Origin of the sequence: Nostoc sp. JL34, assembly GCF_017114945.1 — a bacterium.
GTDB lineage: Bacteria > Cyanobacteriota > Cyanobacteriia > Cyanobacteriales > Nostocaceae > Nostoc.
Genome location: NZ_JABXKQ010000013.1, coordinates 1 through 15,846, shown reverse-complemented (window position 1 = coordinate 15,846; position 15,846 = coordinate 1). Strand labels below are relative to the sequence as shown.

The 15,846-nt window shown below is 43.3% G+C and carries 19 protein-coding genes and 1 pseudogene; 6 read left to right on the top strand and 14 right to left on the bottom strand.

All coding sequences use genetic code 11. The features are described 5' to 3' along the window. Positions 1-120 precede the first annotated feature (120 nt). Both HWQ44_RS01175 and HWQ44_RS01170 read right to left on the bottom strand, forming a co-directional pair. A complete protein-coding gene (locus tag HWQ44_RS01175) occupies positions 121-474 on the bottom strand; it encodes a hypothetical protein (protein ID WP_094347158.1) in 354 nt (117 codons plus the stop codon). 270 nt (positions 475-744) lie between these two features. After that, positions 745-1,491, bottom strand: a complete 747-nt coding sequence (locus HWQ44_RS01170) for a 3-oxoacyl-ACP reductase family protein (protein WP_292713777.1) — start codon at positions 1,489-1,491, stop codon at positions 745-747. A gap of 84 nt (positions 1,492-1,575) precedes the next feature. On the opposite strand from HWQ44_RS01170, the pseudogene HWQ44_RS33480 reads away from it, so the two are divergent. After that, positions 1,576-1,767 (top strand): annotated as a pseudogene (locus HWQ44_RS33480) (helix-turn-helix domain-containing protein); the annotation flags it as partial. A gap of 96 nt (positions 1,768-1,863) precedes the next feature. Continuing rightward, positions 1,864-2,190 (top strand): hypothetical protein, encoded by a 327-nt coding sequence (locus HWQ44_RS01165; RefSeq protein ID WP_292713775.1) that lies wholly within the window; start codon positions 1,864-1,866, stop codon positions 2,188-2,190. Positions 2,191-2,778: 588 nt separating this feature from the next. Here the strand turns inward: HWQ44_RS01165 and HWQ44_RS01160 are convergent. From HWQ44_RS01160 to HWQ44_RS01120, 9 genes are all read right to left on the bottom strand, one after another. Next, positions 2,779-3,183: a response regulator gene (locus HWQ44_RS01160; protein ID WP_292713773.1), complete on the bottom strand. Its 405-nt coding sequence runs from the start codon at positions 3,181-3,183 to the stop codon at positions 2,779-2,781. 723 nt (positions 3,184-3,906) lie between these two features. Beyond that, positions 3,907-5,529, bottom strand: a complete 1,623-nt coding sequence (guaA, locus tag HWQ44_RS01155) for a glutamine-hydrolyzing GMP synthase (protein WP_292713771.1) — start codon at positions 5,527-5,529, stop codon at positions 3,907-3,909. 228 nt (positions 5,530-5,757) lie between these two features. Next, entirely contained in the window at positions 5,758-6,873 is a 1,116-nt protein-coding gene (gene cbiD / locus HWQ44_RS01150; protein WP_292713770.1) for a cobalt-precorrin-5B (C(1))-methyltransferase CbiD, read from the bottom strand. Between the two features lie 142 nt (positions 6,874-7,015). After that, positions 7,016-7,393, bottom strand: coding sequence for a clan AA aspartic protease (locus tag HWQ44_RS01145; RefSeq protein WP_292713769.1), 378 nt, complete (start codon positions 7,391-7,393; stop codon positions 7,016-7,018). After that, on the bottom strand, positions 7,390-7,662 hold the full coding sequence (locus HWQ44_RS01140) for a hypothetical protein (protein ID WP_292713767.1): 273 nt from the start codon (positions 7,660-7,662) through the stop codon (positions 7,390-7,392). Before HWQ44_RS01140 ends, HWQ44_RS01145 begins: the two co-directional genes overlap by 4 nt. Positions 7,663-7,753: 91 nt before the next feature. After that, positions 7,754-8,212 carry a hypothetical protein gene (locus HWQ44_RS01135; RefSeq protein WP_292713765.1) on the bottom strand — a complete coding sequence of 153 codons (459 nt, stop codon included), beginning with the start codon at positions 8,210-8,212 and terminating at the stop codon, positions 7,754-7,756. Between the two features lie 94 nt (positions 8,213-8,306). Further along, entirely contained in the window at positions 8,307-8,603 is a 297-nt protein-coding gene (locus tag HWQ44_RS01130; RefSeq protein WP_292713763.1) for a hypothetical protein, read from the bottom strand. Positions 8,604-8,639: 36 nt separating this feature from the next. Next, positions 8,640-9,236 (bottom strand): DUF3177 family protein, encoded by a 597-nt coding sequence (locus HWQ44_RS01125; RefSeq protein ID WP_292713761.1) that lies wholly within the window; start codon positions 9,234-9,236, stop codon positions 8,640-8,642. 480 nt (positions 9,237-9,716) lie between these two features. Further along, entirely contained in the window at positions 9,717-9,962 is a 246-nt protein-coding gene (locus HWQ44_RS01120) for a Calvin cycle protein CP12 (protein WP_069074399.1), read from the bottom strand. Positions 9,963-10,332: 370 nt separating this feature from the next. Between HWQ44_RS01120 and HWQ44_RS01115 the strand changes: the two genes are divergently transcribed. Next, on the top strand, positions 10,333-11,565 hold the full coding sequence (locus HWQ44_RS01115) for an FIST N-terminal domain-containing protein (protein WP_292713759.1): 1,233 nt from the start codon (positions 10,333-10,335) through the stop codon (positions 11,563-11,565). A 46-nt stretch (positions 11,566-11,611) separates the two neighbouring features. On the opposite strand, the gene HWQ44_RS01110 is transcribed toward HWQ44_RS01115, so the two are convergent. Both HWQ44_RS01110 and HWQ44_RS01105 read right to left on the bottom strand, forming a co-directional pair. Further along, positions 11,612-12,742, bottom strand: a complete 1,131-nt coding sequence (locus HWQ44_RS01110) for a metallophosphoesterase (RefSeq protein WP_292713757.1) — start codon at positions 12,740-12,742, stop codon at positions 11,612-11,614. Between the two features lie 277 nt (positions 12,743-13,019). Next, positions 13,020-13,163 (bottom strand): hypothetical protein, encoded by a 144-nt coding sequence (locus HWQ44_RS01105; RefSeq protein WP_292713755.1) that lies wholly within the window; start codon positions 13,161-13,163, stop codon positions 13,020-13,022. Between HWQ44_RS01105 and HWQ44_RS01100 the strand changes: the two genes are divergently transcribed. Then, positions 13,162-14,034 carry an S-methyl-5'-thioadenosine phosphorylase gene (locus HWQ44_RS01100; RefSeq protein ID WP_292713753.1) on the top strand — a complete coding sequence of 291 codons (873 nt, stop codon included), beginning with the start codon at positions 13,162-13,164 and terminating at the stop codon, positions 14,032-14,034. The two genes, HWQ44_RS01105 and HWQ44_RS01100, sit on opposite strands and share 2 nt — an antisense overlap. On the opposite strand, the gene HWQ44_RS01095 is transcribed toward HWQ44_RS01100, so the two are convergent. Next, entirely contained in the window at positions 14,011-14,391 is a 381-nt protein-coding gene (locus tag HWQ44_RS01095; protein ID WP_292713751.1) for a hypothetical protein, read from the bottom strand. The two genes, HWQ44_RS01100 and HWQ44_RS01095, sit on opposite strands and share 24 nt — an antisense overlap. 128 nt (positions 14,392-14,519) lie before the next feature. Here HWQ44_RS01095 and HWQ44_RS01090 point away from each other — a divergent pair, with 128 nt between their 5' ends. Both HWQ44_RS01090 and HWQ44_RS01085 read left to right on the top strand, forming a co-directional pair. Next, entirely contained in the window at positions 14,520-15,323 is an 804-nt protein-coding gene (locus HWQ44_RS01090) for an Rpn family recombination-promoting nuclease/putative transposase (RefSeq protein WP_292713750.1), read from the top strand. Positions 15,324-15,330: 7 nt separating this feature from the next. Then, a complete protein-coding gene (locus tag HWQ44_RS01085) occupies positions 15,331-15,546 on the top strand; it encodes a DUF4351 domain-containing protein (RefSeq protein ID WP_292713748.1) in 216 nt (71 codons plus the stop codon). Positions 15,547-15,846 lie beyond the last annotated feature (300 nt).

Genomic DNA, 15,846 nt, shown 5'->3' with positions numbered 1-15,846 from the left:
CCAGTTGTGACAATAAAGCGAACCTCTGCCTGCAACCGACTGAACCTTCACCAAATCCAACATTTGTATAGTATTTTTTCTGAAAAAATCTCGGAAAGCATAGAAAAATCGGATGAACTATTATCCTACTTGCTCTAAATACTGATTAATGTCTTCAATGATGCGAGTAAGTTCAGCTTCAGTAGTCAAGCGGATGTTGACGTTGCGGACAGTCAGCAAAACTTTGGCTGCGAAGGGCGTTGGCCAGATATTAGGATTACAGAAAATTTCTAAAAATACTTCACCCGTATAACGATATTCCAGGGGAGGCTGGGGAGTGACTCTACCGCCGCCAGGAGTGGGTTTAGCAGCGATCGCTTTTAGGCGTTCCATTAGTTGATCCGTCGCTGTCTTTAATTCTCGTGCTGCTTGGGGTGAAAAACTGAAAGAGACTGAACCTTCAATTAAGTTCAATGTTAAAGGAATTGAAGACATATTTTTTTTATTAAAACTTCTTGATAAGTACTTATATTACCGGAAGAAGGGGTCTGAATCGCACTCTGATAGTTTCTAGTGTCTTCTTCAAAGACCACCAGTAACACTGCGGGTAATTCGTTAGTCTGGCAAGACAAGTATTTTTTCCTGGGTAAATAAGTTTGTAGTAAGGACTTTAGTCCTTATGTTAAGCACTTCAGTGCTTACTACCTACTAGGCTTTCATTAGCTTGCAATCAGAGTATTACCCTGTCGTTGTGTGGTCGCCGAATCAGGCTGCGAAGCCGCCATCAATTTTCAGACTCGCACCGGTCACAAAACCGGCTTCTGCACTGGCGAGATAGGAAACCATGTCGGCGACTTCTTCACTCCGGCCGTAGCGCTGAAGGGCGATCATGCTTCTCATGGTGTCGGCAAAGGAACCCTCTGCTGGGTTCATGTCGGTGTCCACTGGGCCGGGTTGGATATTGTTCACCGTGATGCCACGAGGGCCGAGATCGCGGGCAAGACCGCGTGTAAAACTAGCGATCGCACCCTTGGTCAAAGCGTAGACGGAACCACCAGCAAAAGGCATAATGTCGCTGTTGACGCTGCCGATCATGATGATCCGTCCGCCCTCGCCCATGTGGCGGACAGCCTCCTGAGTCGCCACAAATACGCCCTTAACATTAACCGCAATCAGTCGGTCAAAATCATCCAGTGAGAATTGATCGATCGGGGCTAAAGTGGCGACCCCCGCGTTGTTTACAAGGATATCTAGACGACCAAAGGCTTTCACAGTCTCGGTGACAGCGTTCTTCACAGCTTCAACATTGGCACTGTCAGCGCGGATAGCCAAAGCTCGTCCATCTGCTGCTTCGATCGCAAGCACCACTTCATCGGCTTTTTGCGGCGAGCTAGTGTAGGTGAGGGCAACAGCTGCGCCATCCTGCGCGAGACGTTTAGCGATCGCCGCCCCCAAACCGCGTGAGCCGCCTGTTACCAATGCCACCTTACCTGTAAGTTTTTTGGTGCTCATAGTATTCTTTTGTTATTACAATTTTGTATCGCATGGTATAGATATAAGGCATAGGGGCAAGCCTGTCAAGAAACTATTATACTGATGAGTATGAAACAGGAAAAAACCACTGCGGCGATGGGCCGGCCCCGCGAGTTCGATACCGATGAGGCGCTCGATCGTGCAATGTATGTGTTCTGGCGCAAGGGCTATCTGGGCACATCTCTCTCGGATCTGACGGAGGCTATGGGCATTAATCGTCCTAGCCTCTACGCCGCTTTTGGCAACAAGGAATCTCTATTCCGCAAAGTGCTTGATCGCTATACCGATGGGCCGTCAGCCTATCTCCGTGAGGCTCTCAAAGAGCCGACTGCGCGTCAGGTAGCCGAGCGGATGATGCACGGGATCGTTGACTTGGGAACCGATCCGCGCAATCCACCGGGATGTCTCTGGGTTCATGGCACGCTTTCATGTGGAGATCCAGCCGATCCAATCCGGCAGGAATTGTCCGCACGCCGAGCATCAAGTGAAGCCTCTCTGCGTAAGCGTTTCGAGCAGGCGATTTCGGAGAGGGACTTGCCAGCTAATTCCGATCCAGCCGCTCTTGCCCGCTTTGTTGTGACGGTCAATTGTGGAATGTCAGTCCTAGCGGCAACCGGAGCCACCCGAACGGAACTACTGCGGGTTGTTGAGACAGCCTTGCAAGCTTGGCCCAAGTAAGATAATAGCTATTTGGTGTCGCATGGAAATCTGAGGTGGAAAGAGTTCAGATTTCGCTCCGCAAATTTTGACCATTTTCCGAATAAATCATGAGCTTCTTTATCTTTATCAGCCAGTAAATAACACTCATTAAGCTGGTCGGTTCTTGAGAGTAAATACAGACTACTGATGGTCGTCATAATATCTTTAAATACAATTCGATATAATCCTAGTGATGTAAGCATTTAGGCTTAAAAATTCGGTTTTCAAGGGACAAAAAACGAACTTTTTCATGGACTATTAATGCTTTGTTTATTAGCATCACTCCCAGCTTGCGTATAAAAGTCAGAAAAAAGTTCACCTTTATACTTCCTTCCTAACAAAACCTATCGTTGACAAATGGGTTGTAACCTTAAGTTGACACTAATGGCAAGATGCCCACCCCACAAGATTGGGTAATCTATTTGTTGGAAGTCCCTTATTACCAACATTTTTTCACAACCAAATACTTATACCAAAAGTGATGTTCTATAACCTTGATTTCTTCGTTTAAAAAATATGATGAGGGAAATAACAAATAACAACCGACAAATAACTGCATGTTTTGTGTTAACTCTTATAAAAAGCAACCAAATCCGCAATGATCGCAACTAATTCTCCTGGATCAACTGGTTTAGGTACATGAGTCTGAAAGCCTGCTTCCAGGGCACGGCTACGATACTCGCTATCACCATAGGCAGTTAAGGCGATAGCGGGAAGTTTTCCATAAATATCAGACTTCAACGCCCGGATCTTGCGGATAAGGGTGTAGCCATCTTCATCAGGCATAGCAATATCACAAATCAAGACATCTGGTTGCAACTCAGGTAGTACTTTCAATGCTACTCCTGCCGATGCAACTGCCATGACACTAGCTCCATCAGCTTCCAACACGGTAGTAATATAAAAGCGGCTATCTTCATCATCATCAACTACGAGGATGTTTAAGCCAGCAAGAGGAAGAGCAGGTTCCATAACATCTCCATTAACGTTGATCAAATGAAATGTATTTATAATCAGCTGCTTGTTTTTTTCTCTGTCACCATACCATTGGTAATTTTACTGCGATCGCGCCTACTTTTCTAAACAATAATTCAATTTTTTCAGCCACCATCCAATTGATGGTTCATTATTCGTTGGCATTTATAATTATTGACTGGATAAAATTATGTTGGTGTTTCAATTACTTTACATTTAAAAATTAACTTTAGCGAATAGTTGGAGTTCAATAATAATCTTGCTAATTACTCACTGCTTTATTACTAACAAGTTTGGATTTTGATGAAGGCTTTTAAAAATTAAAAGTAGTAAGTTTACTTAAAATTTAGCAAATACGAGATTTTGTGGCATTCTTGCTCTTAAGTACACCAAAATTCAAAAAAATAGACAATGCCGAAGCTTAAAACTAGTCAGGTCGGCATTGCCATTTTGAAATACAGCAAGAGTCAGAAGTATACTAGTACACTGTGGCAGGAATTTGCCTACCTCTAAGCAGTTACTCAGAGCAACTTGTCTGGTTAATTGAGATGGTAGCCGGGGTTTACGCCGTGCTGTACTAGGCTTTATAACTGGCTCTTGAGTTGAAAAGGTTTACCTGATTAACTTGTAGACTACTGTATGTGAATCTAAACTACTGCAAGGGATCTGAAGCATAGCAAAGAGTGATGAGCTTCTTAGTTAAGTCAACTCAAAACTTGATTATTCCCATTCAATTGTTCCAGGCGGTTTAGACGTGATGTCATAAACCACCCGATTCACCCCTTTCACTTCATTCACAATCCGAGTGGAAATCACTTCCAGAACATCGTAAGGCACTCTCGCCCAATCAGCAGTCATGCCATCTTCACTGGTGACAATCCGCAAAACAATCGGGTAAGCGTAAGTCCGTTGATCTCCCATAACGCCAACACTACGAATTGGCAGCAATACAGCAAATGCTTGCCAGAAATCATGATACATACCGCGTTGGTTAATTTCTTGCCGGACAATCAAATCGGCATCGCGCAAAATGTTTAACCGCTCAGATGTGACTTCCCCCAGGATGCGAATTGCCAAACCAGGCCCAGGAAAAGGTTGCCGTTGGACAATTTCTTCTGGTAAACCGATAGAACGCCCAACTTTACGGACTTCATCTTTAAACAGTTTCCGCAGTGGTTCTACCAATTTAAATCGTAGGTCTTTGGGTAAACCACCAACATTATGATGGCTCTTAATTTTTACCGCTACCCGCTCACCACTTTGGGGGTCAACGTTAGTGTCAGCAGATTCGATCACATCTGGATAAAGAGTCCCTTGAGCCAGATAGTCAAAGTGACCGAGGCGCTTGGATGTTTCCTCAAATACACTGATAAACTCGTGTCCGATGCGGCGGCGTTTTTCTTCAGGATCTGTGATATCAGTAATTGTAGCTAAAAAGCGATCGCGAGCATTAACATACTCTACAGGAATGTGAAACTGCTCTTGAAACAGCTTTACCAATCGCTCTGGCTCATACTTTCGCATAAAGCCTTGATCGATAAACACGCAAGTCAGTTGGTCACCAATGGCTTTATACAACAAGAAGGCCAAGGTAGAAGAATCCACTCCCCCAGACAGCGCCAACAGCACCCGCTTCTGGCCAACTCTGGCGCGAATTTCTCGAATTGCCTCTTCGACAAAAGCTGCTGTTGTCCAAGTAGGTTCGCAATCGCAGATATGGTAGACAAAATTACGGATTAATGCAATACCGCCAACAGAATGCACCACCTCTGGATGAAACTGAACGCCGTAAAGTTTCCTTTCGTGGTCGGCAATGGCAGCACAGGGTGTATTTTCTGTATGTGCCAGCAATTCAAACCCTGATGGTATTTGAGTAACTGAGTCTCCATGACTCATCCACATGGTAGTACCATCTTCGACATTAGTGAGCAAATCTGTGGGATCATCAATATATAATGATGCTTTGCCGTATTCACCTCGATCAGCCTTTGCCACTTCCCCGCCGAGTTGATTTACCATCAGCTGCATCCCATAGCAAACACCCAAAACGGGTATTCCCAAATTCCAGATTTCTGAGTCACAATGGGGAGCGTTATCACCATAAACCGAACTTGGGCCACCTGAGAGGATGATTCCCTTAGGATTGAGTTGGCGCAATTGTTCAGAAGTAGTGCGATAGGATAAAACTTCCGAGTATACTTGAGTCTCGCGGATGCGACGGGCAATCAGCTCAGAATATTGAGAGCCAAAGTCCAGAATTACAATCAATTGGCGATCAAGTCTCCCAAAATTTTCCAATGTTTGGGGCGCTTGTTCTGTTGGTAGAGTCACCGCTGTATTCATGACGGGAGAGTTATATCTGTTAAGGATAGATAGATGCTTTGTAGTCTATGGTGATGCTATTATTCAGCCTGGACAGGCTGATAATGGTATAGAGAGCCTTTACAAACGCGAGTTTATGTACGTTTGTCTAGTCCCTGAGTCGGAGATGGTATTAGAACGATAAACTTACCCTAGAGTGGTTACTTAAAGGATTATTTATTTGGATTGTTTACGATTATTCATAATAAATTAACATAATTTTCCCATCAACAGGCCAGCAGTTTTACTCTTCACGATAATTTTGCGATCGCGATCGAAGAGAATCGAGCCACAGACTGTTACTTTTGTGCCGCTTTCGCTATGACTTTGGATATATTCTTGGGAACGAACATCGATAGTTTCGGCGATCGCACTGTAAACTTGATTTACCCAATCACTACCAGTTGCAGCATCTATGGATTTTAGGTGTGTTAGTGCTGCTTCAGCAGTTGTACTATTAAACACAGCTTGGATATCTGGTGATTTTAAACCTGCGATCGCACAGTGCGCTGCCAAAATTTCCCGGCGTCCATCAGCCAAGTAGTGATGGGTGTGAAAAATCCCTCCGGCTAGTTTCATCAGCTTACCGTGATAGCCAAATAATAAGATTTTTTTCACGCCCAACACATCAGCTTCTACTAACATTGGGCCAAGCCAGTTAGCAGTTTTGACCAATTGTTCAGGATTAATCCCTAGTTTACGCGCCAAATCTAGGCCATTCTCCCCGATACAGAATACTAAAGTTTCAAAACGACTGGCTTTATTTTGTAATTCCGCCCGAAAAACTGCAAGCTGATCTGGTGTACTTAAGGGTTGAGAAATGCCAGTTGTGCCTAAAAGGGAAAGTCCTTCAACCACACCAAAAGCAGAATTTGAAGTGCGAATAGCTAGCGATCGCCCTTCGGGTAAAATAATCGTCACCGTAATTTTTTCCCCCGGTGCTAGTATCCGTTGTAAATTCTCTTGCAACAGCCTTTGGGCGTAAGCATAAATAGCCGGCTTGTCATCAGCGTTTAATTGCCTACCAATCCCTTCCCCACCTTTAATAATTACAGCATCATCACCCTGTTCGCGCCATTCCACCAGCGCCCAAATCGGTGTATCTTTAGTCAAATCGAGATTATCACCAGGATCGCTGCGAGCGATCGCTAAAGCTGTATTCTCAGATAATCCTGCTACCTGTTCAATGGGGATTTCTGCGATTTGAGCGGGTTCAATCAAATCTACAGATGCTATGCTTAGGGGTTTGCGATCGTGTAACCAGTGTAAAGCTGCAACAGCAGCAGCGCAGGCAAAGACGGGAAGCGTGTATCCAGAACGGTACATTTTGTAAATTCAAAAGTCAAAATAATTCTTCAAAAATAAAGACAGTTTTAGACGGCAATTTAGACATCAACTGTAGCTTACTTCCTTTAGGATAACGTTCCCTCTCTACCTCACTCAATACGGTCGGCGTGCAACGGGCAATTTAGACCGTGTTTACTTTGCTGAGTTCGACGCGACCGCCTTCAAATACTTGCACCATTAGCTGATAACCCTCCATCAGGGACATCCCGACGAGTGGTTCTGAATCAGCCTCATCGACCGGGATTGTCAGAATATCTTCATCCCAAAGTAAAACTGCTTCATAGACATTGAAAACGCATTCACTCCCATCTCCAAGAATGGCTCGTCCTCGCCTCTTCCATCTCAGATTCAACTGAGCGATCAAATCTGGAGGCAGTGAAAGCCAACCGTTAAAGCCTGTGTCCACAATCGCATCTTGTGTGTAAATTTTGCCATCGGAACCACAAACTGAAAGTGAAATAATCGGTTCAAAATCCGCGTTAACGATTCCGGCGATCATACGGCTTTTTTCATGCGTCCGCCGAATCGACGAACATGGCGAGAACCAATGCGGACAATCCAGATTTGAGCGTCTGGGTGACGGGCTTCGAGGCGATCGCAGGCAGAAATTTCACTTATATCGACTTCAAAAGCTCCGGTTTCAATGTCGATTGCCACAATCTTGCCATAATTATCTGCTTCAACCTGTGAGCGTACCTGAGATTCATAAATCTCATCGCCACGTCGAGCGAATTCTTCTTTGCTATACCGGGGTTGGCGAATTGTCATAGAAATAGCCTCATGCTCACGCCTCTAATTTTTCTATTTTAGGCTAGGGGCTTTTCCCTTCGCTCAGAGCCTACAGTTAGATAGAGCCAAGCTAGTCAAGATGATAGTTACGACCACCTTCAAACATCGATTCTAGCTCCTCAACAGTTGCAATAATTGCCTGTATATCTCCATCTGAAGCCAACTCCTTAATCTTTTTGAGACGTTCCAACACTCCTGCTTTCCCATCTGGAAGCAATGCATTAAACTGATACCAATTGTAGAGGTGATACAGCAGGTGATACGTAACACTGATATCTAGTTCATGACTAGGTTCACGTAGAAATAACTCTAAATCAACTAACCAGTCTATTGCGGCTTCAATTCCATCAATGTAAGTGTGAAAAACAGCAGTTTTCAGCATCTCCTCTGGTGCATTGGGATAAGCTTGGCGGAATGCCTGTTTTGCCTCGCTACTCAGGTTGCTATGTTGTAGCAAAGTTCGTACAATTTCCCAACGTTGTTCTCGACTGAATTGTTTTGGCAAGTTCGCATCCTGTGACTGTTGCATCTAAGCCCATCCGATAAAGCTAACAATGTAACCAGTCTGTCTTAACTGCGATCGCCATACTGCTCTATGTTAGGAATTACGAATTACGAATTAATTAGATTCCTACTTCTAATAATAGAGCTTCCATAGCTGACCAAGAAATTCCTTGTTGAATATAACGCGGTGCTTCAGGATTGTAAGGACTGGCTACTCGGTCAATGTTGAGGATGTTTACCCCATCTGGTAGAACTGGTACATCTGCATCAAATGCCGTTGGACGCATCAAAGAACTGGAAAAGCCTTTGAAAATAGCAATTGTATCTTCCTCATCGGCAATTTCCACCGTTACAATTAGGACTTCTTTGGTGCGTTTAGCGGTGTATTGTTCCAGTCGCTTACCAATGGAATTCATTTTTTTAGAGTTAGCGGTATAGTGGCGCAACGATTGTTACTGTGGTGTAGCTGAACGTCCCTGCTTGCCCAGCTTAATCAAAACAAAATAGCTCAAGTAAAGCACATAAATTACTAAACTAGTTATGCCAAGAAAACCTAAGAACTCAGCTTTGCTGTTAGCATGAAAATATTCTTTGAATAGTAATGGAGCCTCGAACCAGACACGACAATAGGGAGTCTTCAGCATATTGCCAGAAAAAGCACAACCCAAAAAAGGTATAAATGCTAGTGCGCCCAAAAAACAATAAACAGTTGTCGCCCAGCGCCAAGAGGTAAAAATAAATTTCAAAGAACCACTGGTTTGATACTCAATTTCATCGTTGATATCCACCCAGAACCATAACGAAATCGGGATCAAAATCTGAGCTATCAATCCAGAGATAAAGCTAACTGGATACTGGGCAATCATTAAGTAAATCGTGATTGCCACCAAGCTTGATACTCGCCAGTATATAGCCAATAAGCGTTGTATGCTTTCTGCTTTTTGTACAAATGCCCAAATCAGAAGAATTAGCGGAATAATTACCAGGAATAATACTGCCAGTCGGTAATCAATCCAGACGAAAGGTCGAAACCAAATATTATAGTCCATATTTTTTCTCAAACAATAGATAAAAAAGAAGTCAGGAGTCCGAATAAATCAAGTGAGTTTTTATACCAATACCTGATTATAGACTGCTAAATAAGGCAGGGATATTAAACCCTTTTATTTAGGAGTCAGTCGGACTCTAATTCATCCTGAATTCTTCTTGATAATAGTTTATTGAACCTCGTATGACTAGAAGTCACGATTATTACAAAAAATTTATAGGGGCGTACATCTGTATGCCCCTAGTGCCAATTAATTGGTTGTTTAATTTATGAAAATCGCAACTTATTCCTTTGGAAGAAGCCTATTGATTCAAATTAGGAATTTATTTTTTGTTTACACGACTAAAATCGGCTGCTTTAAATGAAACGCTTGCGAGTGGAGGACATTGGTGAGTTTCCACGTCCTCCACTCTAGGCGTCTTCTTTGGTCAATTTTGGTTGTTTGCTAACCAAACAACAGAAAATCCAGTTGCCTTAATTTCTAGTCGTCGTAAACCCGGCATTCAATTGCATCTGGGTTGTCATCACAATACTGTTCTAGAGAGTTTTTGGGCTTGCTTTGGCGCTTGTGGGAAGCTTCGGCTTGCAATTCTTCTACTGCATCCCAAGCAGCAGCACACTCAGGTGAATTGCTACCGTTGATATCACAGACAGTACGCGCTTGTTCTACTTCTTCTTGAATTTTCTCTTGGATGTCGCCTTTTGCTGTTTCTTGGATGTTGGTCATTGCTTTAGTCTCGTTGTGTGTTGTTAATACTAGTATAGAAAAACTTTAGGAATGGCAGATTTTAGCTTGATTACTAACTATTCTAACTATTCAGCTAATAAGTTAGTACTTTAGCCTATTGATTTATAACCAATACTGTAAACTGCCGCATCTATAATGCATTCATCTTTATTTTTTAATATTTTGTGCAATCAGTACCATAGATAAACAATCATACAATATATTTAGATGCATATATTAGGGAATGACAACCCCAGCTTCTTGGGATGGAGGAGACAAAAGGCTGGCACTAATTTTTGTAGGATACAATTCTTCCCAAAATAAAAAATCAAAACCTACTAGCCCAAAAAGAGAAAGAAGCTCAAAACTCATGGCAGACCAAATGCAGTGGGCAAACGCCCTATCAACCCGTCATTCTTTGGAAGCCGCTGTTACAGATGTGGTGGAACGAGCTGTCTCATCGTTAACAGCACCTGCGGATCTAGGACTGGTATTCATTTCGTCTGCTTTTACGAGTGAGTATTCCCGACTGTTACCCTTGTTAGCTGAAAAACTTTCTGTGCCTGTGCTAATTGGCTGTAGTGGTGGTGGTGTAATTGGGACGACAGTTAGCGGAGAAACCCAAGAATTAGAAGCTGAACCAGCTATTAGCTTGACTTTAGCACACCTTCCAGGAGTGAAGATTCAAGTTTTTCATGCTGTTGCTGAAGAATTACCTGACTTAGACAGTTCACCAGATGCTTGGCTTGATTTGATCGGTGTACCTGCATCACCGACACCGCAATTCATCTTGTTGTCTAGTTCTTTCGCCTCTGGAATCAACGATTTGTTGCAGGGGCTGGATTTCGCTTATCCAGGATCGACGATCGTAGGAGGACAGGCTAGTGGTGGGGGTATGGGTGGTCGTGTTGCCCTTTTCTGTAACGATACTAACGGTGAGGAACAGCAAAACTTGTATCGCGAGGGGACTGTTGGTATAGCTTTGACTGGCAATATTGTTTTGGAAACGATTGTAGCCCAAGGATGCCGACCGATTGGCAAGCCATTACAAGTTACAAAAGCCGATCGCAATATTATTCTAGAGTTAGATGAGCAAGTGCCTTTGGTGGTATTGCGAGATTTGATTGCTAGTCTCAGCGAACAAGAACGGACTTTAGCACAGCATTCTCTGTTTGTTGGTGTGGCAATGGATGAATTTAAGCTGGCTTTGCAGCAAGGAGACTTTTTAATTCGTGGTATTCTTGGGGTCGATCCAAATGCTGGGGCGATCGCAATTGGCGATCGCGTCCGTCCTGGCCAAAGGCTGCAATTCCACCTCCGCGATGCTCAAGCCTCTGCTGAAGACCTCGAATTACTCCTGCAAAGTTATCAACACCAACGAGAATCTGAACCCTCTGCTGTAGCTGCTTTGATGTTTTCTTGTCTGGGAAGAGGTGAAGGACTCTATGGTAAACCCAACTTCGATTCTGAACTATTTCAGCGCTACCTTAATGATATTCCTGTAGGTGGCTTTTTCTGTGGCGGTGAAATCGGCCCTGTTGGTGGCAGAACCTTTTTACACGCCTACACTTCAGCATTTGGAATTTGTCGTCAAAATCAGTAATGAGTGGTGAGTGCTGAGTATTGAGTGTTGGAGCAACTTGTAACTCTTAACTCTTATCTAGCAAAAGTGTGCTGTTATTATCAATCATCGTCAAATTTCGATCAGTAGCGATACCTGGATTGGGCTGTGATGCTGCACTATATGTCTGAATATAGCGCCGCACTTCTGGGGGAAAATGAGGATAATCTAACACTGCATCCCCATCGGCAATAGTTGCCCAGAAGTCGCGCAAACCAGGAGCTAATTCTTTTGCCTGTGATAATGGTAAGTTTAATGGAGAGTGAGTTAGTAGCTTAATTAGAAAGGGGAAAGAGCGATCGCCCATCCACTGCCGTGATGACTGTTGTAAGTCGGGGAACTCAGGCACTGACTCTACGCGATGGGATAAAATTTGCAATGATTCTTTACCTTGGTTATCCCGATGAAACTCCAGCACTCGGTAAGGGTGAGGATAGCTCACTAAAGAACCAGTGGTAATATCATATACTCCATCTGAGTAAGCAATATCCTGAACGTGCAAATGCCCGGTAAACACTAGCTTGACTCCGTAGCGCCTCAGCAACTGCAATAGTTCTGCTGAATTGGACAACATATAGCGATTTGCTAGTGGATGGTTCGATTGATTGGGTAAATGTTCCACCACATTATGATGTACCATTACCAAAACTAAGTCATCACCAGATGCCGCCAGTACCTCTTCTAACCACCGTAGCTGTTTGGCATCCAAACACCCCACTTGCTCACCCCGGTCATTAAAGGAGTTAGAATTTAGTCCAATTAGCTTAACTCCAGGCAGCAATTGACGAATGTAGTACATCTGCTGAGGGTCGTCATAGCCAAACTTCGTGTAATAGTAGGGAAAATCCGCAAAAGCAATTGATTGCTGGTCGGCCAACAGCACAGGAACGTCATGATTACCAGGAACTACATAGACAGGAAAAGGTAGCTGGGCTAAACATTGTTGCAACCAAGCGTGGTTCTCTGGTTCACCGTGTTGGGTTAAATCTCCTGGTAACAACAGGAAATCTAAATCGAGTTGTATTAAATGTTCTAGTACACTTTTAAATGCTGAGATACTTACTTCTACCAGATGAAAGCGGCTAGGATGATCCCAGATTGTGTGAGGAAGTGCCAGGTGTAAGTCGCTGACTACCGCAAAGCGAAAATTGAGAGTCATTGATTTATGAAAATGTTAAAAGCAGGGGTTAAAATAAGCCTTTTCCCAAAAGTATAACCCTTACTTTCTCTCGCTGCTCAGGAGTGCGTCTACTTAACATTTGTATACATGAAGCATCGATTATCAACTATGGTGACAATTGACTTAAGGGTTAATCATAAGCATTTAATCTCTAAAAATTATCGGAAATTTGATTGCTAAAAATTATTAATTAATACTCGAATAAGTGGGCGATCGCTGCTATCTGTAGCTGAATAAATAATGAATGGGTAATAATTCAATAGTGTTCGCGGTACAAAATGCGATGTCTACGACGGGCTACGCCTACGCGTAGCTCATCGTAGACATCGCTTTGTTTTCTGCTACTCCCCTTTTCGATAAAATAACTGAGCAGATTAGCAAAGAACAGGTTCAGAATCATGGCTCAAGCTAGTATTGGGATTATTGGTGGTAGCGGTCTTTACAAAATGGATGCCCTCAAAGATGTCGAAGAGGTGCGAGTCGAGACTCCTTTTGGTTCACCATCTGATGCTTTGATTCTGGGGACTTTGGATGGTACACGGGTAGCTTTTTTGGCGCGTCATGGCCGCAATCACACGCTTTTACCCTCTGAGTTACCGTTTCGCGCTAATATCTATGCGATGAAGCAATTGGGCGTGGAGTATTTAATTTCAGCTAGTGCTGTGGGTTCCTTGAAGGAAGAGGCCAAACCACTAGATATGGTGGTGCCAGATCAGTTTATTGATAGAACGAAAAATCGGATTTCAACCTTTTTCGGTGAGGGAATTGTGGCTCACATTGCCTTTGGCGATCCGATTTGTAAGAATTTAGCTGCTGTCTTGGCAGATGCGATCGCATCTCTCAATTTACCAGATGTTACTCTCCATCGCGGTGGTACTTATGTGTGCATGGAAGGGCCAGCTTTTTCTACAAAGGCAGAATCGAATCTTTACCGCAGTTGGGGTGCAACAATCATTGGGATGACAAATTTACCAGAGGCGAAGTTGGCAAGGGAAGCGGAAATTGCATACTCAACTTTAGCGCTGGTGACAGATTATGATTGTTGGCATCCAGACCATGACAGTGTGACAGTGGAATTGGTGATTGGCAATTTGCTGCGGAATGCTGTGAATGCTCAAAAGGTGATTCAAGAAACTGTGCGGCGCTTGAGTGAAAATCCACCAGCGAGTGAGGCGCATTCGGCGTTGCAGTATGCGATTTTGACTCAGTTGGACAAAGCACCAGCGGCGACGAAGGAAAAGTTAAAGTTATTGTTGCAGAAGTATTTGTAGTATTGCTGATGAATGAGCGATGTTTATGACGGGCTGTTCGGTAACGCACTTTCTCAGATTACAGCAAGAGCGATGTCTACGATGGTCACTGAGCTTGTCGAAGTGCGGGCTACGCCTACGCACGTAAATATATAAGCTGTCGTCACCAAAATCATGATTTTCATTGACAAACTCGTGATTTTCATTAACAAAATCGTGATTTTCGTTGACAAACTCATGATTTTCATTGACAAAATCGTGATTTTCATTGACAAAATCGTGATTTTCATTCACAAACTCATGATTTTTGTTATAAAGCTTTGCTTGTTGCTTGTGTCTAGCAAATGATAGTGCGTAGGCGTAGCCCGTCGTAGACATCGCACCATCAAATTATAAAGGCGATCGCTTTATCTCAATTTGGGGCGTAGGCGTAGCCCATCGTAGACATCGCTCATTACTAAAATCTCTTTGTGACAGACAAGACCTCGCTGATATAATACCTGTCTATGTTTGATAACGTCTGTCGCTTTTTAGCAGAGTCATTTTCAACCGATTTCGCCACCTGGTTACTTGGCGAATCTATTACACTCACCCAACTCAGTCCATCAGAATTATCCCTCGAACCGATTCGAGCAGATGCGTTAATTCTGTTACAGTCAGATGAAATTGTTCTGCATATCGAATTCCAAACCGAAGCAAAAGCCGAAATTCCCTTTCGGATGACTGATTATCGGTTGCGGGTGTATCGCAGATTTCCCCGAAAGCGGATGCATCAAGTTGTCATTTACCTGCAACCCACCACATCCGAATTAGTCCAACAAACAGCTTTTGTTTTAGAAAATACTCGTCATGAATTTGGAGTTATTCGTCTTTGGGAGCAACCCAGCAACATATTTTTGAATACACCTGGTTTGTTACCGTTTGCAACCCTCAGTCAAACTGAGGATAAAACGCGAACATTACAACAAGTTGCACAAGCTATTGAGCAAATAAACGATACCCGAACACAAAGTAATATTGCTGCGTCAACGGCAATATTGGCTGGGCTAGTATTAAACAAGGAACTGATTAAAAATTTATTACGGAGTGATACTATGCGCGAGTCTGTAATTTATCAGGATATTTTGCAGGAAGGAGCTTTATCGATTGTTATGCGACTACTTCGTCGTCAAGTCGGAACTATTCCACCTGCACAGCTATTGAAAATTCAAGCTTTAGACTCAACACAGTTGAATAATTTAGCAGAGGCTTTACTTGATTTTTCGAGTTTAAGCGATTTAGAAGCTTGGTTAGCACAAAATCAAGGTTAGTGATGCTATGCGCGAGTCTGTAATTTATAAGGATATCCAGCAGGAAAAAGCTTTATTGATTGTTACGCGACAACTTCGCCGTAGAGTTGGAACTGTTCCACCTGCACAATTATTGAAAATTCAAGCTTTAGACTCAACACAGTTGGATGATTTAGCTGAGGCTTTACTTGATTTTTCGGGTTTAAGCGATTTAGAAGCTTGGTTAGCGCAAACTCAAAGTTAATGATGCTACAGCGATCGCACTTCCTCAGATTACAGCAACAGCGATCGCTACGACAGGCTATTCGGTGACGCACCATGATTTGAAATAATAGAGGCGATCGCAGTGTATTAAGATTACGGCAAGAGCGATGTTTATAACGGGCTATGCCTACACAACATCACTCGACTCAAATTCGGCAACTTGGAGCCTAATAAAAAAACAACCTAGTTATTGCGTTTCTGAGATAGTCCTCTGGGATACTACACCAGGGTTAGCGCGTCTCAAAGCCTATTGACAATAGGACTTGCCTGATATAGCAAT

Bases quoted from the DNA above. Each gene is read 5' to 3' on its own strand.
- HWQ44_RS01095 (WP_292713751.1), bottom strand. From the start codon at position 14,391: ATGTCTACGACGGGCTACGCCTACGCACTATCATTTGCTAGACACAAG.
- HWQ44_RS01130 (WP_292713763.1), bottom strand. From the start codon at position 8,603: ATGAATTCCATTGGTAAGCGACTGGAACAATACACCGCTAAACGCACC.
- HWQ44_RS01125 (WP_292713761.1), bottom strand. From the start codon at position 9,236: ATGGACTATAATATTTGGTTTCGACCTTTCGTCTGGATTGATTACCGA.
- HWQ44_RS01100 (WP_292713753.1), top strand. From the start codon at position 13,162: ATGGCTCAAGCTAGTATTGGGATTATTGGTGGTAGCGGTCTTTACAAA.
- HWQ44_RS01105 (WP_292713755.1), bottom strand. From the start codon at position 13,163: ATGATTCTGAACCTGTTCTTTGCTAATCTGCTCAGTTATTTTATCGAA.
- HWQ44_RS01085 (WP_292713748.1), top strand. From the start codon at position 15,331: ATGCGCGAGTCTGTAATTTATAAGGATATCCAGCAGGAAAAAGCTTTA.
- HWQ44_RS01145 (WP_292713769.1), bottom strand. From the start codon at position 7,393: ATGATCGCCGGAATCGTTAACGCGGATTTTGAACCGATTATTTCACTT.
- guaA (WP_292713771.1), bottom strand. From the start codon at position 5,529: ATGAATACAGCGGTGACTCTACCAACAGAACAAGCGCCCCAAACATTG.
- HWQ44_RS01140 (WP_292713767.1), bottom strand. From the start codon at position 7,662: ATGACAATTCGCCAACCCCGGTATAGCAAAGAAGAATTCGCTCGACGT.
- cbiD (WP_292713770.1), bottom strand. From the start codon at position 6,873: ATGTACCGTTCTGGATACACGCTTCCCGTCTTTGCCTGCGCTGCTGCT.
- HWQ44_RS01135 (WP_292713765.1), bottom strand. From the start codon at position 8,212: ATGCAACAGTCACAGGATGCGAACTTGCCAAAACAATTCAGTCGAGAA.
- HWQ44_RS01110 (WP_292713757.1), bottom strand. From the start codon at position 12,742: ATGACTCTCAATTTTCGCTTTGCGGTAGTCAGCGACTTACACCTGGCA.
- HWQ44_RS01165 (WP_292713775.1), top strand. From the start codon at position 1,864: ATGATGCACGGGATCGTTGACTTGGGAACCGATCCGCGCAATCCACCG.
- HWQ44_RS01175 (WP_094347158.1), bottom strand. From the start codon at position 474: ATGTCTTCAATTCCTTTAACATTGAACTTAATTGAAGGTTCAGTCTCT.
- HWQ44_RS01120 (WP_069074399.1), bottom strand. From the start codon at position 9,962: ATGACCAACATCCAAGAAACAGCAAAAGGCGACATCCAAGAGAAAATT.
- HWQ44_RS01160 (WP_292713773.1), bottom strand. From the start codon at position 3,183: ATGGAACCTGCTCTTCCTCTTGCTGGCTTAAACATCCTCGTAGTTGAT.
- HWQ44_RS01115 (WP_292713759.1), top strand. From the start codon at position 10,333: ATGGCAGACCAAATGCAGTGGGCAAACGCCCTATCAACCCGTCATTCT.
- HWQ44_RS01170 (WP_292713777.1), bottom strand. From the start codon at position 1,491: ATGAGCACCAAAAAACTTACAGGTAAGGTGGCATTGGTAACAGGCGGC.
- HWQ44_RS01090 (WP_292713750.1), top strand. From the start codon at position 14,520: ATGTTTGATAACGTCTGTCGCTTTTTAGCAGAGTCATTTTCAACCGAT.